The following is a 25,669-nucleotide window of genomic DNA, read 5'->3' as shown; positions in this document are numbered from 1 at the left end:
GTTAATCCTCTATTTCAATTGTTTCAATCACAACATCTTCATTCGGACGGTCAGCAGAATTGGTATCAACTGCCGCAATTGTATCCAATACAGCAAAGGAGGCTTCATCTGCTAGATGACCAAATACGGTATGACGTTGGTCTAGATGTGGAGTACCACCATTTTCAGCATAGACTGCCGCAATTTCTTTTGGCCATCCACCACGTTCTAATTCCTTTGCGTTGTAGGGGAAGTTTTGATTTTGAACGATGAAAAATTGGCTTCCATTGGTATTAGGGCCTGCATTAGCCATTGACAAAGCACCGCGGAGATTGAAGGCTTCCATTGAAAATTCATCTTCAAAAGCCGAACCATAGATAGATTCACCGCCCATACCAGTTCCAGTTGGGTCTCCACCTTGGATCATAAAATCTTTAATAATACGGTGAAAAATAATCCCGTCATAGTAACCATCTTTAGAAAGAGCAATAAAATTCGCTACCGTCTTTGGAGCAATTTCTGGAAATAGCTTTAGGGTCATTGTCCCATGATTGGTTCTAATATGAGCTACTGGTCCATCAACGTTTGCTAAGTCTAATTGTGGAAAATACTTTTCTTTTTCTGCCATACCTAATTTCTCCAAGGCATCAAAAATGCCATCTTCTTCTACTTTTTTTGTGATGTAATCTGCATGTTTTTGCAATTCTGGATGAGAATGTCCCATAGCGATGCTGATTCCAGCATAATCGAATAGCTCAATATCGTTGAGCCCATCTCCGAATACGAGAACATTTTCAGGTTTTAAACCAAGTTTTTCAACAATCTTGGCTACACCGGTTGCTTTCGAGGAGTCTTTTAAAACAATATCTGACGAAATGGCATCCCAGCGAACACTACGTAAATCTGCCTGCAATGCTTCTGGAAGTTCAACTTCTTCTCCATCCCGTTCAAATGTCAATAGTTGATAGATGTCATTTTCTCTATAAAAATCCGGTGCTATTTCTAACCCTTCATAAATGAGATCAATCACTTGGTTGATCCGATCGGTTCGTGCCGAAAGAGTCCCTTTCTGACTACCAAGCATACCATACTCTATCCCAATACCTTGGGCCCAGTTTAAGACTGCTTCTACCAAGTTCTGAGGCATCGGTCGATGGTAGACTACCTTACTTTTAGCATCTTCTACGTAGGAGCCATTGATCATGACAAAATAATCGGGGTGAAGCGCCTTAATTTCAGGAACCAAACCATAAGGTGTACGCCCTGACGCAATCCCCGTCAAAATCCCCCTGTCTTTCAAAGATTTAAAAACTTGCTGAATAGAGGCAGGGATATATCCCGTATGCTTAACACGTAAGGTATCATCAATATCAAAAAAGACAATCTTAATTTTTTTAGCTTTATACTTTAGTTTTGCGTCCATATCCCCAATAATCCTTTGTCAAAAATTAACCATTGTCCATTATACCATTATTGATCGTCTTGTGCCACCAAGCCATGTTGAAAGGCATAAACTACTGCCTGAGTCCGGTCACTAACTGCGAGTTTAGAGAGAATATTTGAAACGTGGGTTTTGACTGTTTTCAACGAGATAAAGGACTCATCTGCAATGCGTTGGTTATCATATCCCTTGGCTAGGAGTGTCAAAATTTCCCGCTCACGCACTGTCAAATCATCATGTAACTCAGGATGGTGTTTGTGGTATTCCACCTTTTTCTCTACTTCTGTTTCGATGGCAAATTCTCCCTGTGCAACTTTCCGAATGGCTGCTAAAATTTCATCTGCACTGGAAGTTTTTAGCATATAACCACGCGCCCCAGCTTCAAGGACTGGATAAATCTTTTCATTATCTAGATAAGAAGTCAAAATGAGAATCTGCGCCTGAGGCCATTCTTTTAGTAGGGCCAAGGTTGCTTCTACCCCCGTCATCTTTGGCATGACCAAATCCATCACCACAACATCCGGTTTGACCTCCAAGGCCTTACTTAACCCTTCTTCTCCATCGCTAGCTTCCGCTACAACATCAACATCGGCCTGTAAATTTAAATAGCTTTTTAAGCCTAAGCGAACCATTTCATGATCATCAACCAACATCACTCGAATCGTCTTCATCTTCTTTTCCTTTCAATAGTGGGATACGAATATCAATTGCTACCCCCTTATTTGGTGCTGTGCGGATGCTAATGGTCCCTGCCATATCCTCAACCCTCTCTCGGATATTTTGTAGACCATAACTTAATTCTTCATCCATTTCTTGCTGGAAACCAACTCCATCGTCTGTCATTTTCAACTGTAGTTCGGTTTCTTTTTGAATCAAATATACATCTAAATGTTTGGCTTTAGCATGCCGCAAGGTATTGCTAATAATCTCCTGAGCAATGCGAAAAAGATGTTCTTCAATTAATTTTGGTAGCTCTTCCACTTCATGTTGGAAGTGAACAATAACATTGCTCTTGTCACTCACTTCACGTAAAATCACCTCAAAGCCCTCAACCAGTGTCTTTCCTTCAAGTTCACTTGGCCGAAGATGGAGGAGGAGGATACGCAAATCCCTCTGGGCAGACTCAATCATATCTTTTACCAAAATCAATTGTTCTTGTAGGGTTTCCTGTGGAAGAGCCATGAGATTGGTTGAGAGACCAGATAAAATCATACTGGTTGCAAATAATTCTTGACTGACAGTATCGTGTAAATCTCTGGCAATTCGTTTTCGCTCACCTTCAACGATTTCCTCTTTCTTAACCAAATCTTGATTGTCTACTAACTGCACTTGTCGAGTCAGATTTCTTACCTTATCAGATAATTGGAGTAGCAGTTGATCATGTTCGGTGTCGGTACGGATACTTTTATTCTTCAATATAGCCTGTATCTTGGCTCTCATAACTTGAGTTGAAATTAAACTGACGGTTTGCACGACAACTGCTAAAAATAATGTCAAAACAATCACTAAGAGAATCAAAGTGAAAATCAATTGCTCTGTTGAAATCCATAATTTTATATCTAAAAGGGAATAATTCAAGAGCGGAAGAATGGAAGCAATGACAACAAAAACAATCAAGCTAGCAAACCAAGCTAAGAGTAGGTACGTCCGTTTTCTCATACGCGGATCACCTCCACATCCCCTAGGATGCTGTTGGTAACAACCTTCACCCGTTTATGTGCTTCTTGATAGTCTGCAGTATTGACTGCTATGCTTTCATTTCGCAAATCCCATTGCGAATCTCCTAGAAAATTTACCCGTCCATAAATACTGGTGGCAGACAGCGAGACTTCTACATCAATCGGAACGATAATTTTTGTCCTACCAAAGGTTTTACGAATGACAACGATATTATCTCGTCCAACTAAGACAGTTTTATCCAAATCAACAACATCATTTCCAAATAAGTGAACTATATTGATGTCTTCAAAGCCAAACCTGTCCTGCGAATGATCGTGATTCCCAAACCATCTATTTTTTTCCTTTTGGACTTGTAACGGATAATCGCTGAACACGATATGGGTGTACTGGTTTTTCTTTTCATAACGCGAGAAAAAGTTAATTAACATATAGACAACCAGCAACATAATCCCTATGATGAAGAAGGGGTTCAAAACAAAAACCAAGAATATTAAGGAAAGAGAGCTAGCCAATAGAACACTATGTTGTCTCCTTCCCCCAAAATACCAGATTAGCAGTAATAAGGCTGAGAAAAGTAGCAGGGTCCGACTGGCTTCATTGGCGACCACATCAAATGCTGCCATCGTAAAAATCATGCTCTCTATTAGTAGAAAAAATTGAACCTTCCTCATGTCCTCCATCCTTTCTATAACTATTGTAACAAATTTTAGTAAAAAGGCCTCCATCCAGAGTTGGAAAAAAGCAGAGAAAAACTTCTATTTTTCAGGCTCTATAATTTCTGTAGTGGGTAAACCCGCTGTGGAGATTATAGGGCTTTTTGAGTATCAAAAAAGTCCCATAAGACTTATAATGAAAAGCGCTTAAACAACTCATTAGAAAGTATCTTATGGAACACATCAATAATACCACATTACTCATCGGAATTAAAGACAAAAATATCATCTTAAATAAAGCCATTCAACACGATACCCATATCGAAGTCACCGCTACACTTGATTATCACCCTCCCAAATGTAAACACTGTAAAGGAAAACAAATCAAATACGACTTCCAGAAACCTTCTAAAATTCCTTTTATTGAAATCGCCGGTTTCCCTAGCCTCATTCGTTTGAAAAAGAGACGATTTCAGTGCAAGTCCTGTCGAAAAGTAACTGTTTCTGAAACATCTCTCGTTCAGAAAAATTGCCAAATTTCTGAAATAGTGAGACAGAAAATCGCTCACCTATTGCTCAACAGAGAGGCTCTTACCCATATCGCTGCTAAGCTCGCTATCTCTACCTCTACTGTCTATCGCAAGTTCAAGCAATTTCATTTCCAAGAGGAGTACACTACTTTGCCAGAAGTGCTTTCCTGGGATGAGTTCTCCTACCAGAAGGGAAAACTGGCCTTCATTGCTCAGGATTTTAACACCAAGAAAATCATTACCATCCTTGATGACAGACGTCAAACAACCATCCGAAATCATTTCTTCAAGTACTCGAAAGAAGCTAGAAAAAAAGTTAAAGTCGTCACTGTCGATATGTCTGGAAGTTATATTCCTCTCATCAAGGTTCTATTTCCTCAAGCTAAAATTGTTCTCGATCGTTTCCACATTGTCCAGCACATCAATAGAGTTCTCAAGCAAACACGTATTGAAATCATGAAGCAATTTGACGATAAATCTCTTGAATACAGAGCTCTTAAGTACTACTGGAAACTTGTTCAAAAAGATAGTCGGAAACTGTCTCTTAAGGCGTTCTATGCTCGAACCTTTAGAGAAACATTAACTCCTAGAGAATGTCTCAATAAGATTTTCAAACTAGTCCCTGAGCTTAAAGATTACTATGACCTGTACCAGTTACTCCTTTTCCACCTGCAAGAGAAGAATACTGAGCAGTTTTGGGGCTTAATTCAAGACGCTTTACCTCATCTCAATCGCACCTTTAAAACCGCTTTGAGCACATTTATTCGCTATAAAAACTACATCACTAACGCCATTGAATTGCCTTACTCTAACGCTAAACTTGAGGCCACTAACAAACTCATCAAAGACATCAAGCGCAATGCCTTTGGTTACAAGAACTTTGACAAGTTCAAGAAACGTATCTTAATCGCTTTGAACATCAAAAATGAGAAGACGAAGTTCGTCTCCTCTCGCGTTTAGCTATAAGTCACCCACTACAGTTGACAATGAGCCATTTTTCAACAGTAAAAATTAGATTAGCCTATTTGCCTTGACGAACTTCTTCTCCAGATTTACAACTTGCCTGTTAGTAAAAAGGCTGGACTTGAATCGTCCAACCTCTTTTATTGCTACTGTCCATTACTCGTTCCACTAGTTGAAGTACTGGTACTAGATGGTGTCCCCGTAGAGGAGTTGCTGTTTGTTCCACTCGCAGCAACAGAAACATACAGAGTAACCGTTCCATCAATAACTGCTCCAGCAGCCGGATATTGTCCAATTACAATATCACTGGTGGTTGAGTAATAGCTTCTATCTTCTTGCCTTTCAATATTTTCTATGTTAACACCCAGAGCCTGTAATTGTCTACGAGCTTGTGAATAGGTGTAATTCCCAGAGACCAAGTCAGGCATGATTAGCTCTTTTCCTTTAGAAACTACGATATTGACCGGTGAACCTTTGGTTAATTCCGTATTCGCAACAGGATCTGTACTGATGACGTGTCCCGCTTCAATTGAAGGATGATGCTCCTTGGTAATCGTTCCAATAGAAAAACCTGCTGTCTGAAGAATCTGGGTGGCATTTTCTTGCGTTTTTCCAACGACATCAGGCACTAGTTGGGGTGCTACACCTTTGGAAACAGAAAGAACAACCTTGCCTCCTTGTTCAGCAGAACTATTCGCTTCAGGACTTGTCTTTATTACTAATCCTTGAGCAACCTTATCACTATACTCCTCTTTGACACTCACTTGGAAACCTAAAGCTTCCAATTCTTGACGAGCAAGGTCCGCTGATTTATTACTAACATCCGGAATAGTGACCAAGGCAGCTATCGCTACCACAATATCCACTTTGCTCCCTTGACGTTTGGTGGTTTTTGCTGCTGGTGATGTCCGTATAACTAAACCTTCACCCACTTCTTTGGTCGTTTCCTTGATGACATTTCCGACTTCTAATCCTGCCACTTCAATCATCTCAGTGGCTTTTTCAACCGTTTGGCCTGCTACATCTGGGACTATAACTGTTTTAGGTGTATTGAAAAACATCAACCCTGCTGCCAATGCAGTCAAAAGAATAGCTCCTATTAGAACCTTATAACGTGTGCGCATACCTGGTCTAGGCTTAGAAGCAGGCTTGGTTGGCTTTTTAATTCCCTCTTTCTTTCCAACAGATTTATCTGTCGCTACATTTTGAACAGAATCATTCGCCATAGGAGACTTAGTATCTACATTTGCCTGAGAAAGTTTAGGCAAGGTCTTTGTGTCAACCTTATTGCCCTCCAACTCAACCCGCGGTTCATTGCGACGTTCCACAGACAAGGCTGAAGCTAAGTCTGCATACATTTCCGCAACAGATTTATAGCGTTCATTCAACTTTTTAGCAGTTGCCTTCAGAACTACATTTTCTAATGCTTGTGGCACATTCGCATTTTCTTCTCTAACAGATGGTAATGGCTTTTGAAAATGTTGCAATGCAATCGTAACAGCACTATCTCCATCGTAAGGAATTCGACCAGTCAACATTTCAAAGAGAATAATCCCCATAGCGTAAATATCGCTTTGAATGGTCGCTTTTGAACCACGTGCCTGTTCTGGCGAAAGGTAGTGAACAGATCCTAACATAGAATTTGTCTGTGTCAGGCTTGTTTCTGCAAAAGCTACTGCGATACCAAAGTCCGTTACCTTAGCTACACCGTTTGATGTCAAAAGAACATTTTGAGGTTTCAAATCCCTGTGAACAATTCCCCGTGTATGAGCTATCCGCATAGCAAGAAGAATTTGTCCTACGATTCGTACTGCCACATCATTTGATAGTGGTGCATTTTCCTTGATATAGCGTTTTAAATCGAGACCGTTGACGTACTCCATTGCAAGGTATTGCTGACCATCTTCTTCACCAATATCCGAAATACGAACAATATTGGGATGGTCAAGCTCCGCCATGGCACGCGCCTCACGCTGGAAGCGCTGGATAGCAATTTGATCCGTCTGATAGTTAGTGCGAAGTACCTTAACCGCCACTTCTTCACCATCCAAAATCAAATCTCTAGCCAGATAAACATCCGCCATACCGCCTCGACCAATTTGCCGGACAATCCGATAGCGCCCAGCAAAGATCTTACCGATTTGAATCATTACCTAGCCTCCTCTGTAATATGAAGCAGACCTACTGTAATATTATCCAAACCTCCTGCATTATTAGCGAAACGTACGAGAGTTTCTGCCTTGCTTTCAAGAGAAACTTCACTCAATATAATGTCACGAATATCTTCTATGGATACCATATTGGTTAGACCATCACTGTTAATCAGGACATAGTCGCCAACCTCAAGAGTTTTCAAAGCAATGTCTGGTTCAATCGGTTCAGCTTGTCCAATAGATTGTGTCACAAAGTTTTTTTGGGGATGACGTTGAGCTTCTTCTTCTGTAAGCTGACCAGCTCGAACCAAGGCTCCGACCAATGAGTGATCGTTGGTCAAACATGTATATTCCCCATCGCGAATCAAACCAACTCGTGAATCTCCAATATGAGCATAAATCATTTGATTATCAATGACAACAACTGCCTCAAGCGTTGTTCCCATCCCTTTGTATTCATCTGTTAGTCCTAAAGAATGAATTTTTTGATTTTCCTCATCAATGATGGTAATCAACCACTCACGAACATCACTCAAGGTAACCAACTGTGTATCAACCCAGGCTGCCCCCATATCTGTAGCGGCCATTTCACTGGCAATATGACCTGCACGGTGGCCACCTAATCCATCTGCCAACACCACTAAATCAATTCCTGCTCGGTTTTTATAACGACTGATGTAATCTTGGTTATTTGAACGTTTTTGCCCAACGTCAGTAAGTAATGCAATTTCCATAATTTTTATCGTTGCTAAGCAACTTCCTCCTCTTATTCTAGGATTTTCGTCTAAATTGACCGATGAAAAATCCATCTGTCTCATATAACTCTGGTGTAATCAATAAGCAGCCATCCACCATAATATTTGCTTGTGGATGCTCAAGTATCACTTGCTCAAAATTCGGATGGGCTCGTAAAAACTCTTGAACGACCTCTTGATTTTCCTTTGCAATGATTGTACAGGTACTATAGGTTATTATACCACCTATTTTCAGGCTTTGGCAAACGCTATCCAGTATTTGAAGCTGAATCTGTTTTAAAGAATCAAAATCTATTGCTGCCTTGTTATAGCGAATATCTGGTTTACGACGTATCAAACCGATACCTGAACATGGAGCATCAACCAAGATTTTATCAAAAGTATCAGCAGCAAACACTTCATGAACTCGGCTAGCATCCAAACGCTTGGTTTCAATCTTATTTGCCACTCCCAAACGATGGGCATTTTCCTCAATCAAGGAAAGTTTATGGTCATACAAATCTAATGCAACGACTTTGCCACTAGTCAACTGTGATGCGATATGGCAAGTCTTACCTCCAGGAGCTGCACAAGCGTCCAAAATAATCTCAGTCCCTTCAACTTTTAAGGTTGGCGCTACCAATTGGCTGGTCTCATCTTGAATTGTCAAAAGCCCAGTTTTAAAGTAATCAGTACCAGCAAAGTGACCATGTGATTTCACCAGACCAACCGGAGAAAGGAGTGAAGGAGTCGCTTCCAATTTCGCTGCCAGGGTTTCTAATTGTTCGGGAGCAGTCACACGAACGCTAGCTTTATTGCGAACCTGCAAACTTTGGAAAATGTGTTCGGCTCGCTCAACACCATATTCTATTATCAAGGTTTGAACCAACCAAACCGGAAGGGAATACTGAATGGATAAACGTTTGTTCTTTCGCTTAATAGTCGCTGGTTTTGGCAGAGCTGTTTGACTGATTTTACGCAAGATTGCATTGACATACTTATCTGTCCCTCTGCCTCTTTTAGCAATCGTAACAGCCTCATTCACCACAGCATGGACAGGTAATTTATCCAAATAAACCATCTGATAAAGGCTAAGCATAAGGAGATAGTAGACCCAAGAGTCTAACTTCTCTCTATCTTCAATAAAATGAGCCAGGTACCATTCCAGAGTAATCTTATGTGATACCGTTCCATAGACCAACTCTGTAACGAGTGCCTTGTCTGGTACTGACAGATGGCAGCCTTCCAAAACTTTATGAAGGGCGATATTGGAATAAGCTCCCTGATCAAATACCTGTTCAAGCACTGATAAGGCTAACTTTCTAGCAGTTTCTTGCTTACTTGTCACCAAATTGATCTCCTACTACAATATCTCGCCCAGCTCCATTTAAAAAATCCGCTATTGGCATCTTTGGCTTGCCTGCTGGCTGAACTGTCTTCAAGGAAATCGCTCCTTGACCTGCTGCAACTATAAGTTCTTTCTTAGTCCGAGCAATTACATGACCAACCGGTCCTGAACCCTCTACTGCGATAGCTTCTTGAATTTTAAAACGCTCTCCCTGCCAATAAGTATGAGCCACAGGCCAAGGGTACATGCCACGAATGTGATTGAAGAGCTGGCGAGCAGTCTTATTCCAATCAAGGATTTCTTCTTCTGGTTGAATATTAGGTGAGAAGGTTACTTCTTCTGGATTTTGAGCGACTGGCTGAATGTTACCAGCAATATAATCCGGTAAAGTTTTCAACAATAAATCACGACCAACAACGGCTAATTTTTCAAATAGGCTACCAACATTGTCGGTTTCTTCAATGGCAATGCTGTCGCTTGAAATCATATCCCCAGCATCCATCTCCTTCACCATTTCCATAATCGTCACACCAGCACGTTCATCACCATTGATGAGGGCGTAATGAATCGGAGCACCGCCGCGGTATTTGGGAAGAAGGGAAGCATGGACATTAACTGCAAAGTCGACAGAAGCCAACAATTTGGTCGGTAAGAATTGACCGAAAGCAGCAGTTACAATACCATCTGCTCCTAAATCCATCAAATCAGCCATCTCTTGGCTACCAGATAATTTTTCTGGCTGATAGACTGGGAGATTGTAGGCCAAAGCGACTTCCTTCACTGGTGTCATTTGAATAAGCTTTTTGCGCCCAACCGCACGATCTGGCTGAGTCACAACCGCTAGAATTTCATATCTTTTATCAGACAACATACCTTTTAAAACTGTCGCTGAAAAATCTGGTGTCCCCATAAAAATCAACTTTGTCATACTTGCTTTCTCATCTCCTTTACATTCCACAGTTATTTCTGACTACATTATCTCTTAATTATATCATTTTTACTTATGTTTGCCTTAATTCAAGGTTGCTTACTTACACATCCCGATGAAAATCAAAAAATAGAAAAATAAAGATCGAATTAGGCAAGCACAGCTTGGTACAGAATTGCGAACTATCACTTTATATCTATTCGGTTTATCTTTTATTATTCCAGTAAATTTCCTCCTACCACTATGAGATAACTGTAAAAGTACTTCCTCACATTCACCTTCAAGAATTAAATCGACTAACCTCGCCTTATCAGATAAGTTTAAGTTAGAAGAAATATTGCCCTTGCTAGCAACTTTTGACACAATTTCCATCTTACTTTTCAACTCCCAATAAGCTCTTTCGGGTTACCAATTATTAGAATTGTAGTCAATCTAATAAAAAATGCAAGGTCATAGAGACCTCACATCATGTTCTGCGGTTCATGATCAATAATTAGTCGCAAAGCCTGATTATCCCGATCCTGTGTCCAATCCAGAATCTGGTTGAGAACAACTTCCAAATGTTCTTCCCTACGGTACTTGAGGATAATCTGATAGTGATAGAGATTATGGGTTCTGGCGATTGGTTTTGGAGTTGGTCCCAAAATCTGGATAGCTTCCGTCAACTGCTCTTTGAGAAAGGCTACTGCTTCATAAGCTTTTTTCACCACAAATTCCTCGGACTTGTGTGAAAAAGTCAAGCCAACAGTAAAATAATAAGGTGGATAGCCAAGATTTTTTCTGATTCCCATCTCATATCGATAAAAACCTTCATAATCTTGCTGTTGAGCAAACACAATGGCATAGTGGTTGGGATTATAGGTCTGGATCAGAACCTCCCCTTTCTTATCTGCGCGCCCTGCTCGTCCTGCTACTTGGGTCAATAACTGGAAAGTACGTTCCGAAGAGCGAAAATCTGGCAGATTGAGGGCCGTATCAGCATTTAGAACCCCTACCAAAGTTACATTTGGAAAGTCTAGCCCTTTGGCAATCATTTGGGTTCCTAGTAGAATATCTGCTTCTCCTCGTCCAAACCGATCTAGCAAATCCTCATGAGCACCTTTTTTCTTCGTTGTATCTACATCCATCCTCAAAATCCGCGCTTGAGGCAAAAGCTCCTGCAATTCATCGTATGCCTTTTGCGTTCCCGTTCCATAATAACGGATAGATGAACTTTGACAATTTGGACAGACTTGGGGAATTCCTTTTTGAAAACCACAGTAATGGCAGTTCATCGTTCGTGTATCCATATGCAGAGTAAGAGAAATATCACAATTCGGGCATTGGTCAACACTGCCACAATCTCGGCACATCACAAAGGAGGAGTATCCCCTCCGATTCAACATGAGAACGACTTGCTCATTTCGCGCCAATCTTTCCTTTATCTTGTCAATCATAATCGGGGTAAAATTGCTGGCTTCCTGCTGACCGATATAATCACGAAAATCCACAACCTGAACTTCAGGTATAGTCGCTAAGGGATTAGCTCTCCGATTAAGGGTTAATCTACCATACACTCCACGACTTGCTCTAGCCCGTGATTCAAGACTTGGAGTAGCCGATCCTAAAACAAGAGTTGCTTGATTATAGTCCGCTCGCAATCTTGCCACATCTCTCGCGTGATAGCGAGGATTGCTATCTTGTTTATAAGTCACCTCATGCTCTTCGTCAATGATGATAACCCCCAGATTGGTTAAGGGAGCAAAAATAGCCGATCTCGCTCCAACAACAACCTGAGCATCTCCTCTTTCAATCTTTCGCCACTCATCATATTTCTCACCATCCGATAAGCCGGAGTGGAGAATAGCTACCTGTTGACCAAAACGAGAAATAAAGCGATTGGTCACCTGAGGTGTCAAAGAAATCTCAGGAACCAACATGATCGCTGTTTTTCCCATCTGCAACACCTTATCGATCACTTGTAAATACACTTCTGTTTTCCCAGAACCCGTAACCCCCTGTAAGAGATAGGTCTGGCTTTCTTGACCAAGCGAAGAGACAATCTCTCTTACTGCAATTGCCTGCTCTGCATTTAACATTAAAGCCTGCGTTTTCTCTACCCTATCAAACACTCCTTGAGTTCGAGAAACTTCCACCTCCCAAACTTCTAGGTAGCCATTCTCTTGAAAATAGCGGAGCGTATCTGCTGAATAATCTGCTTTTAAGCTTGAGAGAGGCTGCTGTTCAGGGTTGGCTAATAAAAACTCCTTCAACTGCTGGCGTTTCTTGGCTCGGTTACCAATCTCTGCAGCTGTTAGTTTTTCCAAGCAAACACGGTACCATTTTTCAGTCTTGATTTGCTTTTTATCTTTAGCAACATAATCAACTAACACCTTTCCAGACTGAGCCAAACGCATGATTTTCCCCTGCTCTCCCAAGCCTAAATCAGAAAATCGAATCTGGGTGCTTCCCCTGAAGAGTTTGTTTAGCTCTGCTGTTTCCAATCCTGGTCCCGGACGAAGCAATTTTTCATAAGTGGAATTGAGCAGGCTAGGTAACATGGATTTTAAAAGAGTAACCTTATAGGAAAAAACCGATTTCCTCATCTGGTCAGCCAGCCAAAATTGTTCACGATTAAGGACGGGGCTATAATCTAAAACCTCTGCAATGGCCTTCAAGCCTACCTGAGGTGGCTGAGCATCTCCCTCTATTAGATCAACCACAATCCCTTGGATCAAACGATTTCCCCTTCCAAAGGGGACATGGACACGAACACCAACTAGGATGCCATTTTCTAATTCTTTAGGAACAAGATAGGAATAGGCTTGATCTGTCTGCATCAAGGGGACATCTACGATGACCTGAGCTAACATACGACCTCCTTTCAATCCTCCTATACTCTTTGTAACATTCAAAATGATATGTGTTCTCATTTACAATAGTATCGGATTTTTTATTTCTATTACATACCAAAAAGTGAAAAGAAACCCGGATGGTAAGCCAACCGAGTTTTAATCTTAAATTTTTTCACCTTCTTCTTTTTCCTTAGCGATTTGCGCCTTAATTTTACGCTCTTCTTCTTCTGCCAAGCGCTTTGCTTCTTCTGCACGGCGACGTACAGCTTCACGCTTAGCCTCTGGATCTGGGTGGATAACCACATTGCCAGACTCAATCTCTTCTAGGGCTCGAAGGGTTGACTTTACAGAGGTAAATTCCTGAGTAGGATTCGCTCCTGCTTCCAATTCGTGGGCACGTTTTGCCTCAAGAATAACCAAGGAGTACTTGGATGGTACCCTGTCCAACAAAGTATCAATAGATGGTTTTAACATCATGTGAGTTTCACTCTTCTTTCTTTTTATCGTTCTATATACCTGTTCAAGAATTATCACTCTTGACCGGATTAGCTAAATTTGTTATAACGGCTTCGTTTGAAAAGGTGGTACTTACTCAGATTGACTTGCCAATCTAGATGAGATTTTTTTATTTTATCCGTTGGTTGTTCAAAGACCAATGGATATTTTTATTTTACATATTACCACTTTTCACGACAGTTATAACTTGTGCAACTGCAACAATTATTAGTTAACTAATAATTTCATTATATCTACCAATTACTCGATCTACGCGAAAGTGTTCGGCTTCAATAATCCGTTTGACACGCTCAGCGGCTAATGGCACTTCATCATTGACCACTGCGTAATCATATTCACGCATCAAGGCTATTTCCTCCTTGGCACGTTCAATCCGCTGGCAAATCACTTCTTCACTGTCCGTTCCGCGTCCCACTAGACGCTCCTGCAACTCCTCTAAGTCTGGTGGCGTTAAGAAAATAAAAACTCCATCCGGAACTTTTTTCTTAACTTGAAGAGCACCTTGTACTTCAATTTCCAAGAAAACATCAATCCCTTTATCTAGCGTTTCATTTACGTAGGTTAAGGGTGTGCCATAATAGTTCCCAACATACTCAGCATATTCCAACATCTGGCCTTGGCGAATCAAATCCTCAAACTCTTCACGACTACGGAAAAAATAATCTACTCCATCAACTTCTCCCGGTCTCTGTGGACGTGTAGTCATGGATACAGAATATTCAAATTTATTATCAGAGCTTTCAAAAATTTCCTTTCGAACAGTTCCTTTCCCAACTCCCGACGGTCCGGAAAAGACGATAAGTAAGCCTCGCTCTTGCATGATATCTCCTTTAAAATCTTTCATCCTAGTGTACCAAAATTTAGCACGAATTTCAACTGATTTTGGATATGGTGCGAATATTTTCTATCATAGGTTAATCGAAAAAAGAGCCCTCTGGACTCCTTTGCTTTATTTGGCAACGTCTGTTGCTCTTGTTTCACGAATAACTGTGATTTTGATATTTCCTGGATAATCTAAATTGCTTTCGATTTTTTCACGTACATCGTGGGCTAAGATGGTGATTTGATCATCGCTAATCTTATTTGGATGAACGATAATACGAATTTCACGACCAGCTTGGATTGCATAGGATTGCTTAATCCCCTCAAAACTATTAGCTATTTCTTCTAAGTCTTGTAGGCGTTTGATGTATGCTTCCATGGACTCACGACGAGATCCCGGACGAGCTGCACTTAGGGCATCCGCTGCTGCTACGATTACTGCGATCGTACTTGTTGCTTCTACATCACCGTGATGACTTGCAATAGCATTGATAACAACTGGATTTTCCTTATACTTCTTAGCTAATTCTGTTCCAATCTCAACGTGGCTTCCATCCACTTCTCGGTCAAGTGCCTTACCAACATCGTGTAAGAAACCGGCACGACGAGCCAAGTTGACATTTTCACCCAACTCTGCCGCTAAAATACCTGCCAATTTAGCAACTTCAATAGAGTGACGCAGAACGTTTTGTCCATAAGAGGTACGGAAATGTAGCCGTCCCATAATCTTGATTAAATCTGGGTGAAGATTTGGGGCACCGACCTCATAAGCTGCTGCCTCTCCGTACTCACGAATACGACTATCCATCTCCACACGATGTTTCTCAACCAACTCTTCGATACGAGCGGGGTGAATCCGACCGTCCTGAAGAAGGGTCTCCATAGTCACTCGAGCAATCTCACGACGAATCGGATCAAAACCGGAAAGTACGACCACTTCTGGTGTGTCATCAATGATAACATCAATACCAGTCAAACTCTCAAAAGTTCTAATATTACGCCCTTCACGTCCAATGATTCGTCCCTTCATGGCATCATCTGGTAAATGAACAGAGGTAACTGTCTGCTCTGCTACATATTCACCTGAAATCCGTTGCATAGCTTGAGCTAGTAAATCTTTAGCCATCTTATCAGATCGCTCTTTGACTTCTCGCTCAGCTTCCTTGATACGGGTTGCAATTTCGTGTGTTAGCTTATCTCGTGTATCTGCCAAGATGATTTCTTTGGCCTCTTCCTGGCTAAGGGCTGCAACACGTTCTAATTCTTGAGCTTTTTGCTCTTCTAACTTAGCAACTTCCTGCTCACGCTCATCAATGTGTTTAGATTTGTCGGATAGACTTTGTTCCTTTTGTTCTAAAGTCTTTTCCTTGTTGGTCAAATTATCGTCCTTGCGATCCAAATTAGTGGCACGCTCTGTCAAGCGTGATTCAATTTGTTTCAACTCTTGACGTTCTGACTTAAATTCTTCTGCAATTTCTTCTCGGTATTTACGAGCTTCTTCTTTAGCTTCCAAGAGTAATTCTTTTTTCAAAGTCTGGCGGTCACGCTCGGCTGTCTTTAAAATAACCTCAGCTTGTTCCTCCGCTCGACCACGAACATTACTAGCTTCTTGTTCTGCATTTAAAAGGGTCAATTCTGCAGTTTCTTTTGCAGACTTCATCTTCAAAGAAATGGCAAAGTAACCTAATACTAAACCAGCGAGAGCAGAAACAAGGGTCACTACTGCTGTAATGATATTCATATTTCTACCTCTTTTTTATCATTCGATTTTTCACAAAATCTATATTCATTTTACCATATTTGAAATGATTTCTCAATTCCAAATTGACAAATATGATATAATAAGTTCATCACAATATTGGAGGAAGCTATGAAAAAAGAAGTCACTGTGGAAAGTTTTGAACTGGACCACACCAGTGTTAAAGCCCCGTATGTTCGCCTTATTTCCGAGGAAATGGGACCAAAAGGAGACACTATCACGAACTTTGATATTCGTCTCATTCAACCTAATGAAAATGCTATGGATACTGCTGGTTTACATACTATTGAACACCTATTAGCCAAACTCATTCGCCAGCGCACTGATGGGCTAATTGATTGTTCTCCATTCGGTTGTCGAACAGGCTTTCACATGATTATGTGGGGAAAACAAGATTCTCGTGACATTGCTCAAGCTATTAAATCAAGTTTAGAAGAAATCGCAGAAGGTATCACTTGGGAAGATGTCCCCGGAACAACTATCGAATCATGCGGAAATTACAAAGACCATAGTCTTCATTCAGCCAAAGAATGGGCAAAATTGATTTTAGCTCAGGGAATTTCGACAGATGCTTTTGAAAGAAAACCAATTTAGTTTTAAAGAATAGCATCATGCAAGACAAAAAGCGGCTCTTGCCACTTCAGGTTAAAGAGAAAGTTCATTTTGGTCAAAATCTTCAATCTTTTTCTTTACAGCTGACAGCAAAAACTCCCAGAAACGTCGAAATAATAGCGTTTCTAAAAGCTGAAAGATGAACAACATTATCGTAGGTTTCCAAAAGTTATACTTAAGGGGTTGTCTACGTTCTGAAGCGGCAAGAGCCGTTTTTTTATTTTATGTGATTTTAGTCCGTTTCACTCCGTAGGTGCGAAACAATAAACCACCGCTATGCGGGTGTGCATTGGATGTTATACAAAAAATCTCCAAACGCGTCACAATAAAGGGGTTCAAGCCAATTGTAAAGCAAAAGGAGAAAAATATGGCACAAAAGACACATAGTTTATCGCACACAAAGTGGAGTTGTAAACATTACATTATGTTCACCCCAGGTATAGATGAAAAATCATTTATAATCAATATCGAAGTAGCTTAGGTGAGATATTCCACAGACTATGTAGTTACAAGAGAGTTGATGTCATAGAAGGTCATCTCATGCCCGACCACGTACACATGTTGGTAAGTATTCTGCCAAGAATTAGTGTTTCAAGTCTCATGGGATATCTAAAGAGTAAGAATGCTCTTATGATGTTCAATAAACACACCAATCTCAAGTACAAATTTGGCAATCACCATTTTTAGGCAGAAGGGTACTACGTAAGCCCGGTAGGACTTAACGAAGCCACTATCAAAAATACATTCAAGAACAGAAAAAAATGACATTGCACTCGACAAGCTGAGTGTGAAAGAGTATAAAGATCCCCTTAGGGATAATGGTAAGTAATGTGAATACCTCTTTAAGAGGTTTGTGACAACTCAAGAGCGATAAGGCTTGAACAAAGTGAAAGAGTCTGGGACAAAAAGATTTTCATTTTTGAAAATCTTAATTATCAAGGCCTTTAGATCAATAATTGAAGAAAAAAACGAACAAAACTAGTTTTCTGACAATCAGAATCTTGGCTTGTTCGCTTTTTATATATGAGATTGGACGATTGTCCCAAGCTCTGGTAATATGGGCTTATAGCCCTTGTTCAAACCATCTACTTGACAGGTGGTTATGATTCTCAATAGTCTAATGCATCTGAGTAACCCGCACCATTTCCTACAAAGTAGCCTGTCTTGCAGTTGATAGAAAACAGGTAGGTACCGTCAGGTTTGAACATATTGTAGTAACCATTGCCATTGATAATATTGACTTTTTCTAAGATATACTGATGACCAGTGATGTAGCCACGCTGTTGTGAAATAGCAACGATATTCTCAAGTATTCCTGAACCAAACACCCAAGCAGTGTTGGCTGCATCATCAATCAAGGCCTGATTGTAGGGTACACGACTGCGATCACGCTGCAAGGCTACACCTGCCGGAGTTGGAATGCCAAAATGTGATACCGTACCTGCCGCAGCTACCGCAGAGTTCTCCGCTACACTGGTTCCGCCTGTTGTCGCTGGAACACTTGTAGATTCTCCTGTATTGACGCTTTGACTACTTGCTACCGTAGCTGAAGCTTTTTCCAGCTGTGAACGCCCAAAATTCACAACCGAGGTCAATAAACTATCTACTGAACTAATTCCTGTCGTTGTCGCAGAAAAGTTAGCTCCAGCTTTAGCAGTAGCCGTCGTATCAATTTCACCGTTCACAATCACTTCTTTATCAAACTGAGTATTGATAGCTTGAATAGCAGCAATTGCTTTTTCAAGACGATCATACTGCTCCTTTGCTTTTTTGTAGCTATCAGAATTTTTATCTATTTTGTCCAATAAAGTCTTTAATTCTGCGAGCTTACCAAATTCTGAGTTCTTTAATTTTGCAAGACTGCTATCTGTAAAGAAGCTCTTATAGAGTTGCTCAAAAGCTGTTCTATTAGTATCTGAGGAACTTGATACACTTGATGAAGTCTGACTGGTGCTAGTTGAGCTGGTTGATGTGCCAGTCGTTGTTAATTTATTTACAGAGTTCATCCACATAAAAGCAGTAGCTACTACACCCACAAATAGAAGACTTGCCGCAGACCAGAAGTAAACTTTTTTCTTGCGTTCTTCCTCTGCCGTCTCCTCCTGTTCCCAAGAAACCTCTTCTTCTAGTTCTCCATCAGAAGAATCCGAAAAAGTGGTTAATTCGTCCATTGCAACTACACTAGCAACTACTGTTTCCTCCAAAGTTTCCAATGATGCTTCGGAAAGCTCTTCTACAACCGGATTGACTTCCTCATTTGCAGAAACGAGTTCCTCAGTCAACTCTTCAGAAAGACTTGATTCTTCATCCGCCATTGTCTCAATCAAAGGTAAATGGTTGGCCTTGGTTTCAAACTTTTGCGATTCAATCTCTTCACGGTGCTGCTTGATATAACGGTCTAAAAGACTATCATCTTCTGTTACACCAGCTTCAATTTCCTTATGTTTTTTGACTGCCTCTCCGATCGTCAAATCTTTTGCTACTTCAAAATCTAAAACTTTTTCCTCATCCAAAGGAAGTTGCTTTTTACTTTCTGCCACAATAGTCCTCCTATACTTGTACTTCTGGTGTTTGACGCTTGACACGTTGTCCAAAGAATTGATAAAGATCGACTCTCAAGGTACCGTTATATAATTTCCGTTTCTTATCAGCTTGGCATCCAAAGCGAGTCTCAAACTGTTCGTCACTTGTTAGGATAAACTTGGACCAGGTCTTAAGTGGTTCAAATGTTTGTCCCATTTCTCGATATAAAGCAACAATCGCTTCATCATCCAACAAACGCTCCCCGTAAGGGGGATTAGAAACAATAACACCATTTATCTTATCTGTTCGCAAATCTTGAACCCGCATCTGTTTGAAGACAATATCTTGATCAACTCCTGCTGCAAGAGCATTTTTCTTAGCAATCTCAATCATGCGAGCATCAATATCAGATCCAGCAATATCCAACACCAAGTCCGTCTTAATCATGGCCTGTGCTTCTTTTCGTAACTCTGCTACCAACTGGGAATCAACCCACGGCCATTCTTCAAAAGCAAAGCTGCGCTGCAATCCGGGGGCAATATTTTTTGCCAACATGGCTGCCTCAATGCAAAAAGTTCCTGAACCACAAGTGGGATCAATAAACGGTTTGTCAGGATACCAGTTAGACAGTTGCAAAATTGCTGCTGCCATGTTTTCTTTAATCGGAGCTCCGCCTTTTTCCACTCGGTAGCCGCGTTTGAACAAACTTGAACCTGTCGTATCCATCATGACCGTTGCTACATCCTTTAAAATAGATACTTCTATCCTAAACTCTGCACCAACTTCTTGCAAAGGGACATCTTCTGGACGCGAAAAATGCTTCTGCAATTTCCTAACAACAGCCTTCTTAGAAATGGCTTGCACACTGGGTTCATTGTGTAAGGCAGACTTGACACATTTAGCCTTTGATATGGGAAATTTACAGCCTAGCGGCAAGTAATGCTCCCAATCTAGCCTAAAGACCCCTTGAAACAATTCTTCAAAGGTTTTTGCTGGAAATTGCCCGACAACAATTTTAACTCTATCAGCCGAACGCAACCAAAGATTGGTCTCGATGATAGATTTTACATCTCCTACAAATCGAACACGTCCATTTTCCACCTGACAATCATAACCAAGGTTACGAATCTCACGACCAACAACTGCTTCTAAACCAGCAGCCGCTGTCGCAATCAATTCAAATTGTTTTTTCATTTTTTTCCTCTACAATAAAAGCTAGCAGAGCTAGCCACCTATTCTATGCAATTTTCTATAAGCCATGTTTTGTTCCGGTGATACTAGGTTCTACCACCTTCGATAATCATCTGTCTACTGCATTGCAGTCAGGATTTCTGTTCGATTCCATCCATCCCATGCCCCGACCAAAGTTTGGGTTGCTAGCTTGAGGGGTTTACCGCGTTCCATTTTTTACGTTTCCATAAAAACTTCGTCACTGTGGCACTTTCAGACCTACTTTGGCATATCCGAAGGACGTAGCCATTTTAGCCGCCGTAACGTCAAAGACGTCCCTAGGCTTATTTGTTCGCCTAGCACAAACACTACCGGCATCACAGCCAGTGCTAGCATGGACTTTCCTCATGATAGCATGCTACCACGCGATTATCCAAAAATTGCACATTATTTCTCTTAGTCCTGAACGATTTGTTTTCCGAATACTTCTTTCTCCAAACGATTGAGGCGACGGAGAATATCAAAATTTGTTGCTGAAGATTGACGTTCTGTGCGGAGTACATCATTAGATTCTTCAGTAGGAAGAGCCGCCTTAGAAGCGTTAGCCACCTGTGCTTTCAAACGAGCAATTTCACCTTTTAACTCCTTGATAATCGCTTCGTAAGCATCATAGTCCTTCATGATGTCATCAAGAAAATCATTAACCTCATCTGAGTCATATCCACGAAAACCAATTTTAAAATCTTGCTCTAAAATATCTTTTGTCGTAAATTTAATACTTGCCATTTTTCTCTCCCTAATCTAAAACGTCACTACTCCTATTATATTAAAAAATATAGGGAAAAATCAAGTCAAATCACTCAGAATTTGAAAATTTTTCAGCAGCCTCATTCAGTTCTTCAAAGGTAAGCACTTTCTTATTATACCCTTCCTTTTTTAAGACCGCATGATATAAATATTTCAAATTTGTTTCATTTTCGGGGTCGTAAAATAGATAGATTCCCATTGTATTATCCAATAAAAACTGATTATAATCTCTGAATTGGCTAGGATTCTCATACCTTGGATAGGCAAATTTGACAAAATCAACTTGCTTAAACCGAATCAATTTCAACTGATTGGCATCATTCCACTGTTCTCCGTGGTTCTCTAACATAAATATCGTTGCGACATAAAAATCATAACCTTCCTCTTTTAATTCCTCCAAAACTTCTAAACACCAGTATTCAAATCCCAATTGACCTGTCAGAATAAACCAATTGGTCCCATCTTCCAAAAAACGAATGAAATCTCGTCGAATAACAGATTTAATAATCAGTAAACGAGTATCTTTTTCTGAAAAAATTCCTAAATCCATGTGTCTATAGCCTGTCACTAAAAGGCTCTTAATATCCATTTCTTGTACTCTTTTCGCTATTTGTGATATAATGTAGTGATATCTATTTTATCAAGAAGGAGTTCTATGGTCAATTACCCCCACAAGGTGTCAAAAAAAATCAATAGAACCAGTCCTATTTCATCCCAGCGAGTAAATTTTGCAAATCGCGGAATGTCTTTTGAAGCTGCTATCAACGATAGCAATCAATATTATCTAACGCATGGAATAGCTGTCATACACAAAAAACCAACTCCCGTGCAAATTGTAAAAGTTGACTATCCGAGACGGAGTCGGGCCAAGATTGTTGAGGCCTACTTTCGACAGGCTTCTACGACTGACTACTCTGGTGTTTTTAAAAAATGCTATATTGATTTTGAGGCAAAAGAGACACGCCAAAAAACAGCTATGCCCATGAAGAATTTCCATGCGCATCAGATTGAACACATGAAACAGGTTGTAAAACAAGGTGGCATTTGTTTTGTCCTTCTTCACTTTTCAACATTGAAAGAAACCTATCTCTTACCAGCCATTCACTTGATTGATTTTTATCAGGTAGATCTGGGTAGTAAATCAATGCCCTTAGCTTTTATCCGACAACATGGCTTTGAGATTCAAATGGGATACTCTCCTAGTATTCCTTATCTTGAAATCGTTGAAAAAAACTTATTAGGTGGTGACTCTTTTGAAAACTACAACAATTAAAAAAGCGCTTCTAATGACTGCTAACATCTTGCTTGCAGGAGCTATTATTGTCTGTCTAGCCGGAGCTGCCTTGGTTGTCTATTATATCCAAAGCGCTCCTCAACTGACGGAAGAAACTTTAACGGCAACTGCATCTAGTAAGATTTACGATAAAAATGGTAAACTGATTGCAGATTTGGGGTCTGAAAAACGTTCAAGTGCTAAGACCGAGGATATTCCAACAGATTTGGTAAATGCGATTGTTGCGATTGAGGACCAACGTTTCTTCAATCATAGGGGAATTGATGTCATCCGTATTGCCGGTTCACTCATCAACAACCTGAGAGGTAGGCCTCTTCAGGGTGGTTCCACTCTTGACCAGCAGTTCATTAAATTGACCTATTTCTCGACATCTGTAGAAGATCAAAATCTAAAACGAAAAATCCAAGAAGCCTGGTTAGCGATGCAATTAGAGCGTCGCAATACCAAACAAGAAATTTTGACCTATTATATCAATAAGGTTTATATGTCAAACAGTAACTATGGTATGAGAACCGCTTCTTTGGCTTTTTACAGAAAAGAACTAAAAGATTTGACTCTCCCTCAACTGGCCCTCCTTGCAGGAATGCCTCAGGCACCAAACCAATATGATCCCTACACCAACCCAGCAGATGCTAAGGCACGTCGCGATTTGGTGTTGAAAAAAATGCTAGAAGAAAAATATATTGATAGCGCAAGGTATGAGCAAGCCGTCCTAACACCTATAACAGAAGGATTACAACCGTTACTGAATACTACTGCCTATCCAGCTTATATGGATAATTATCTCAAGCAAGTCGTTGAAGAGGTTGAAAGCAAGACCGGCTATAATCTGCTCACAACAGGTATGGATGTCTACACCAATGTTGACCCCGAGGCTCAACAGAGACTATGGAATATCTACAATACAGATACCTATGTCAACTATCCAGATGACCTTATGCAGGTTGCCTCAACTGTGGTGGACGTATCAAATGGTAAAGTTGTTGCACAATTAGGGGGACGAAAACAAGAAAGCAATGTTTCATTTGGTCTCAATCAGGCTGTTGAAACTAATCGTGACTTTGGTTCAACCATGAAACCAATCACGGACTATGCCCCCGCCTTTGAAAATGGCATATATACTTCGACTGCTGATTCAATACTAGATGGTCCTTATAACTATCCATCATCCACAATTCCTGTAAACAACTGGGACAAGAGGTATTTTGGTAACATCTCGATAAAAACTGCCATACAGTATTCTCGAAATGTCCCAGCTGTAAAAGCGCTGGAAGCTACTGGTTTGGAAAATGCCTTGAAATTCCTCAATAGTATCGGAATCGATTATCCAGAAATTCATTACTCCAACGCAATCTCAAGTAACACTTCAGATACTAGCAGAAAATATGGTGTGAGTAGCGAAAAAATGGCCGCTGCCTACGCAGCATTTGCGAATGGAGGCACGTACTATGCCCCTCAATATGTCAACAAAATTGTCTTTAGTGATGGAACAGTAACGGAGTATGCTCCTAAGGGAACTCGAGTCATGACCAAAGAAACAGCTTACATGATGACAGATATGATGAAGGCTGTCCTCTCTTATGGTTACGGTCTCAACGCTTCTGTCAGCGGTGTTCCTATGGCTGGTAAAACGGGTACTTCAAACTATACAGATAGCGAAACAGATACTATCTTAGCTAATACTCCAGAAGCTAGAAATAGTTACATGGTTGTTCCAGATGAAAACTTTGTAGGCTACTCTAGTCAGTATGCTATGGCTGTCTGGACTGGCTACACCAATCGCATGACACCTATCCTCGATCGTGGTATGCGAATTGCAACAGATGTCTATCACAACATGATGCTCTTCATGCATTCTGATTATACTGCAGCAGATTGGGAAGTCCCTAGCGGCTTAGTACGTTATGGAGCGAATTACTACCTTAGAGGTAGCCAATCTCTTTACAATGCCTACAATACATACACTACCCCAAGCACAAGTTCTTCCAGCTCAACAGAAACGACTGAAGAAAACGGTACAACCAATTCTAGCGATTCTACTGCTGGAACCTCAACCGAAACAGCTAGTGCCTCAAATGATACAACAACCACTGATAACAATCCCCCAGCCGAACAAATCAATGGTCAATAATGAAATTCCCAGACTCTTCTGGGTTTTTCTTTTTTCAAAATTATGATAAGATAAAACCATGAAACCTGAAACATTTTACAAAATTTTGGCAGAACAAGGCCTCCAATTGACCGAACAACAGAAGAACCAATTTCACCGCTACTTCCAACTTCTAGTGGAATGGAATGACAAAATCAATCTGACAGCTATCACCGAAGAACATGAGGTCTATCTCAAACATTTTTATGATTCTATCGCCCCCATCCTTCAAGACCACATTCCAAACAAGCCCTTGCGTCTCCTAGATATTGGAGCTGGGGCAGGATTTCCTAGCTTACCCATGAAAATTCTCTATCCCCAACTGGATGTAACGATCATTGACTCCCTCAATAAGCGAATCAACTTCTTACATTTGCTGGCTGAAGAGTTGGGCTTGAAGAATGTTCATTTTCATCATGGGCGTGCGGAGGATTTTGCACAGAACAAGGAATTCCGTGCCCAATTTGACCTTGTTACAGCACGAGCAGTTGCTCGCATGCAGATTCTATCTGAGTTAACCATCCCATACTTAAAGCTCAACGGTAAACTCATTGCCCTAAAGGCTTCAAGTGCCGAAGATGAACTGGCACAGGCTCAAAATGCTTTGAATCTCCTCTTTGCAAAAGTTGTTGAAAACCATGACTACTGTTTACCAAATGGTGACCCGCGAACATTAACTATTGTCGAAAAGAAAAAGGAAACTCCTAATAAGTTTCCACGCAAGGCTGGTATTCCCAACAAGAGACCACTATAAAACGAGTTTCATTACGGAAA

Annotated in this window: 21 protein-coding genes, 1 other RNA gene and 1 pseudogene; 6 read left to right on the top strand and 17 right to left on the bottom strand. The window is 40.7% G+C overall.

Translation table 11 applies throughout. The features are described from left to right. Position 1: 1 nt before the first annotated feature. Genes BZG42_RS02020 through liaF form a run of 4 tightly spaced genes read right to left on the bottom strand, consistent with a single transcriptional unit; the run spans position 2 to position 3,771 of the window. The gene (locus BZG42_RS02020; protein WP_120171352.1) at positions 2 to 1,402 is read right to left on the bottom strand and encodes a bifunctional Cof-type HAD-IIB family hydrolase/peptidylprolyl isomerase; all 1,401 of its coding nucleotides are present in this window, start codon (positions 1,400 to 1,402) and stop codon (positions 2 to 4) included. Between the two features lie 47 nt (positions 1,403 to 1,449). After that, positions 1,450 to 2,091, bottom strand: coding sequence for a response regulator transcription factor (locus BZG42_RS02015; protein ID WP_155996061.1), 642 nt, complete (start codon positions 2,089 to 2,091; stop codon positions 1,450 to 1,452). Next, positions 2,063 to 3,079 carry a sensor histidine kinase gene (locus BZG42_RS02010; RefSeq protein ID WP_155996059.1) on the bottom strand — a complete coding sequence of 339 codons (1,017 nt, stop codon included), beginning with the start codon at positions 3,077 to 3,079 and terminating at the stop codon, positions 2,063 to 2,065. Before BZG42_RS02010 ends, BZG42_RS02015 begins: the two co-directional genes overlap by 29 nt. Then, positions 3,076 to 3,771, bottom strand: coding sequence for a cell wall-active antibiotics response protein LiaF (gene liaF, locus BZG42_RS02005; RefSeq protein ID WP_120172453.1), 696 nt, complete (start codon positions 3,769 to 3,771; stop codon positions 3,076 to 3,078). Before liaF ends, BZG42_RS02010 begins: the two co-directional genes overlap by 4 nt. A gap of 215 nt (positions 3,772 to 3,986) precedes the next feature. Between liaF and BZG42_RS02000 the strand changes: the two genes are divergently transcribed. Beyond that, positions 3,987 to 5,243: an ISL3 family transposase gene (locus BZG42_RS02000; RefSeq protein ID WP_159780059.1), complete on the top strand. Its 1,257-nt coding sequence runs from the start codon at positions 3,987 to 3,989 to the stop codon at positions 5,241 to 5,243. Between the two features lie 149 nt (positions 5,244 to 5,392). Here the strand turns inward: BZG42_RS02000 and pknB are convergent, their stop codons facing one another. From pknB to BZG42_RS01960, 8 genes are all read right to left on the bottom strand, one after another. Then, a complete protein-coding gene (gene pknB, locus BZG42_RS01995) occupies positions 5,393 to 7,396 on the bottom strand; it encodes a Stk1 family PASTA domain-containing Ser/Thr kinase (RefSeq protein ID WP_155964760.1) in 2,004 nt (667 codons plus the stop codon). After that, the gene (locus BZG42_RS01990; protein WP_120171349.1) at positions 7,396 to 8,133 is read right to left on the bottom strand and encodes a Stp1/IreP family PP2C-type Ser/Thr phosphatase; all 738 of its coding nucleotides are present in this window, start codon (positions 8,131 to 8,133) and stop codon (positions 7,396 to 7,398) included. Before BZG42_RS01990 ends, pknB begins: the two co-directional genes overlap by 1 nt. A 37-nt stretch (positions 8,134 to 8,170) precedes the next feature. Continuing rightward, positions 8,171 to 9,484 (bottom strand): 16S rRNA (cytosine(967)-C(5))-methyltransferase RsmB, encoded by a 1,314-nt coding sequence (gene rsmB, locus BZG42_RS01985; RefSeq protein ID WP_155995470.1) that lies wholly within the window; start codon positions 9,482 to 9,484, stop codon positions 8,171 to 8,173. Then, the gene (gene fmt, locus BZG42_RS01980) at positions 9,471 to 10,409 is read right to left on the bottom strand and encodes a methionyl-tRNA formyltransferase (RefSeq protein WP_155964761.1); all 939 of its coding nucleotides are present in this window, start codon (positions 10,407 to 10,409) and stop codon (positions 9,471 to 9,473) included. Before fmt ends, rsmB begins: the two co-directional genes overlap by 14 nt. A 461-nt stretch (positions 10,410 to 10,870) precedes the next feature. After that, positions 10,871 to 13,261, bottom strand: a complete 2,391-nt coding sequence (locus BZG42_RS01975) for a primosomal protein N' (RefSeq protein WP_155995468.1) — start codon at positions 13,259 to 13,261, stop codon at positions 10,871 to 10,873. Positions 13,262 to 13,405: 144 nt separating this feature from the next. Continuing rightward, the gene (gene rpoZ, locus BZG42_RS01970) at positions 13,406 to 13,720 is read right to left on the bottom strand and encodes a DNA-directed RNA polymerase subunit omega (RefSeq protein WP_024532782.1); all 315 of its coding nucleotides are present in this window, start codon (positions 13,718 to 13,720) and stop codon (positions 13,406 to 13,408) included. 250 nt (positions 13,721 to 13,970) lie between these two features. Next, positions 13,971 to 14,579 carry a guanylate kinase gene (gene gmk / locus BZG42_RS01965; RefSeq protein ID WP_029751435.1) on the bottom strand — a complete coding sequence of 203 codons (609 nt, stop codon included), beginning with the start codon at positions 14,577 to 14,579 and terminating at the stop codon, positions 13,971 to 13,973. Between the two features lie 129 nt (positions 14,580 to 14,708). Beyond that, positions 14,709 to 16,322 (bottom strand): ribonuclease Y, encoded by a 1,614-nt coding sequence (locus BZG42_RS01960; protein WP_024532783.1) that lies wholly within the window; start codon positions 16,320 to 16,322, stop codon positions 14,709 to 14,711. Between the two features lie 129 nt (positions 16,323 to 16,451). Between BZG42_RS01960 and BZG42_RS01955 the strand changes: the two genes are divergently transcribed. Beyond that, positions 16,452 to 16,934, top strand: coding sequence for an S-ribosylhomocysteine lyase (locus BZG42_RS01955; RefSeq protein ID WP_024532784.1), 483 nt, complete (start codon positions 16,452 to 16,454; stop codon positions 16,932 to 16,934). Between the two features lie 385 nt (positions 16,935 to 17,319). Further along, a pseudogene (gene tnpA / locus BZG42_RS01950) lies at positions 17,320 to 17,781 on the top strand (IS200/IS605 family transposase). Between the two features lie 280 nt (positions 17,782 to 18,061). On the opposite strand, the gene BZG42_RS01945 reads toward tnpA, so the two are convergent. The 5 genes from BZG42_RS01945 to BZG42_RS01925 form a co-directional block, all read right to left on the bottom strand. Next, positions 18,062 to 19,492, bottom strand: a complete 1,431-nt coding sequence (locus BZG42_RS01945) for a cell division site-positioning protein MapZ family protein (RefSeq protein WP_024532785.1) — start codon at positions 19,490 to 19,492, stop codon at positions 18,062 to 18,064. Between the two features lie 10 nt (positions 19,493 to 19,502). Then, a complete protein-coding gene (locus BZG42_RS01940) occupies positions 19,503 to 20,669 on the bottom strand; it encodes a THUMP domain-containing class I SAM-dependent RNA methyltransferase (RefSeq protein ID WP_155995466.1) in 1,167 nt (388 codons plus the stop codon). A gap of 53 nt (positions 20,670 to 20,722) precedes the next feature. Next, an RNA gene (rnpB, locus tag BZG42_RS01935) (RNase P RNA component class B) lies at positions 20,723 to 21,086 on the bottom strand. Between the two features lie 15 nt (positions 21,087 to 21,101). Further along, positions 21,102 to 21,431, bottom strand: a complete 330-nt coding sequence (gene gpsB, locus BZG42_RS01930) for a cell division regulator GpsB (RefSeq protein ID WP_024532787.1) — start codon at positions 21,429 to 21,431, stop codon at positions 21,102 to 21,104. 70 nt (positions 21,432 to 21,501) lie between these two features. Further along, positions 21,502 to 22,035, bottom strand: a complete 534-nt coding sequence (locus tag BZG42_RS01925) for an SLOG family protein (RefSeq protein WP_032537921.1) — start codon at positions 22,033 to 22,035, stop codon at positions 21,502 to 21,504. Between the two features lie 72 nt (positions 22,036 to 22,107). Here BZG42_RS01925 and recU point away from each other — a divergent pair, with 72 nt between their 5' ends. From recU to rsmG, 3 genes are read left to right on the top strand one after another with little or no spacing between them, the layout of a single operon-like run. Beyond that, the gene (gene recU, locus BZG42_RS01920; RefSeq protein ID WP_024532789.1) at positions 22,108 to 22,725 is read left to right on the top strand and encodes a Holliday junction resolvase RecU; all 618 of its coding nucleotides are present in this window, start codon (positions 22,108 to 22,110) and stop codon (positions 22,723 to 22,725) included. After that, a complete protein-coding gene (pbp1a, locus tag BZG42_RS01915; RefSeq protein WP_024532790.1) occupies positions 22,706 to 24,877 on the top strand; it encodes a penicillin-binding protein PBP1A in 2,172 nt (723 codons plus the stop codon). Before recU ends, pbp1a begins: the two co-directional genes overlap by 20 nt. A 58-nt stretch (positions 24,878 to 24,935) precedes the next feature. After that, positions 24,936 to 25,649, top strand: coding sequence for a 16S rRNA (guanine(527)-N(7))-methyltransferase RsmG (rsmG, locus tag BZG42_RS01910; RefSeq protein WP_120171344.1), 714 nt, complete (start codon positions 24,936 to 24,938; stop codon positions 25,647 to 25,649). The last annotated feature ends 20 nt before the right edge of the window (positions 25,650 to 25,669 follow it).

It is taken from the genome of Streptococcus sp. DAT741, from assembly GCF_009866825.1.
In the GTDB taxonomy this organism is placed as follows: Bacteria; Bacillota; Bacilli; order Lactobacillales; family Streptococcaceae; genus Streptococcus; species Streptococcus ruminantium.
This window is presented reverse-complemented; position numbering and strand designations above follow the sequence as displayed.

What these genes read in the sequence shown, in the direction of transcription:
- BZG42_RS02020 (WP_120171352.1), bottom strand. Translation starts at nt 1,402, where the DNA reads ATGGACGCAAAACTAAAGTATAAAGCTAAAAAAATTAAGATTGTCTTT.
- rpoZ (WP_024532782.1), bottom strand. Translation starts at nt 13,720, where the DNA reads ATGATGTTAAAACCATCTATTGATACTTTGTTGGACAGGGTACCATCC.
- BZG42_RS01940 (WP_155995466.1), bottom strand. Translation starts at nt 20,669, where the DNA reads ATGAAAAAACAATTTGAATTGATTGCGACAGCGGCTGCTGGTTTAGAA.
- gpsB (WP_024532787.1), bottom strand. Translation starts at nt 21,431, where the DNA reads ATGGCAAGTATTAAATTTACGACAAAAGATATTTTAGAGCAAGATTTT.
- fmt (WP_155964761.1), bottom strand. Translation starts at nt 10,409, where the DNA reads ATGACAAAGTTGATTTTTATGGGGACACCAGATTTTTCAGCGACAGTT.
- BZG42_RS01955 (WP_024532784.1), top strand. Translation starts at nt 16,452, where the DNA reads ATGAAAAAAGAAGTCACTGTGGAAAGTTTTGAACTGGACCACACCAGT.
- BZG42_RS01960 (WP_024532783.1), bottom strand. Translation starts at nt 16,322, where the DNA reads ATGAATATCATTACAGCAGTAGTGACCCTTGTTTCTGCTCTCGCTGGT.
- BZG42_RS01990 (WP_120171349.1), bottom strand. Translation starts at nt 8,133, where the DNA reads ATGGAAATTGCATTACTTACTGACGTTGGGCAAAAACGTTCAAATAAC.
- rsmG (WP_120171344.1), top strand. Translation starts at nt 24,936, where the DNA reads ATGAAACCTGAAACATTTTACAAAATTTTGGCAGAACAAGGCCTCCAA.
- gmk (WP_029751435.1), bottom strand. Translation starts at nt 14,579, where the DNA reads ATGCAAGAGCGAGGCTTACTTATCGTCTTTTCCGGACCGTCGGGAGTT.
- pknB (WP_155964760.1), bottom strand. Translation starts at nt 7,396, where the DNA reads ATGATTCAAATCGGTAAGATCTTTGCTGGGCGCTATCGGATTGTCCGG.
- BZG42_RS02015 (WP_155996061.1), bottom strand. Translation starts at nt 2,091, where the DNA reads ATGAAGACGATTCGAGTGATGTTGGTTGATGATCATGAAATGGTTCGC.
- BZG42_RS02010 (WP_155996059.1), bottom strand. Translation starts at nt 3,079, where the DNA reads ATGAGAAAACGGACGTACCTACTCTTAGCTTGGTTTGCTAGCTTGATT.
- BZG42_RS01975 (WP_155995468.1), bottom strand. Translation starts at nt 13,261, where the DNA reads ATGTTAGCTCAGGTCATCGTAGATGTCCCCTTGATGCAGACAGATCAA.
- recU (WP_024532789.1), top strand. Translation starts at nt 22,108, where the DNA reads ATGGTCAATTACCCCCACAAGGTGTCAAAAAAAATCAATAGAACCAGT.
- liaF (WP_120172453.1), bottom strand. Translation starts at nt 3,771, where the DNA reads ATGAGGAAGGTTCAATTTTTTCTACTAATAGAGAGCATGATTTTTACG.
- BZG42_RS02000 (WP_159780059.1), top strand. Translation starts at nt 3,987, where the DNA reads ATGGAACACATCAATAATACCACATTACTCATCGGAATTAAAGACAAA.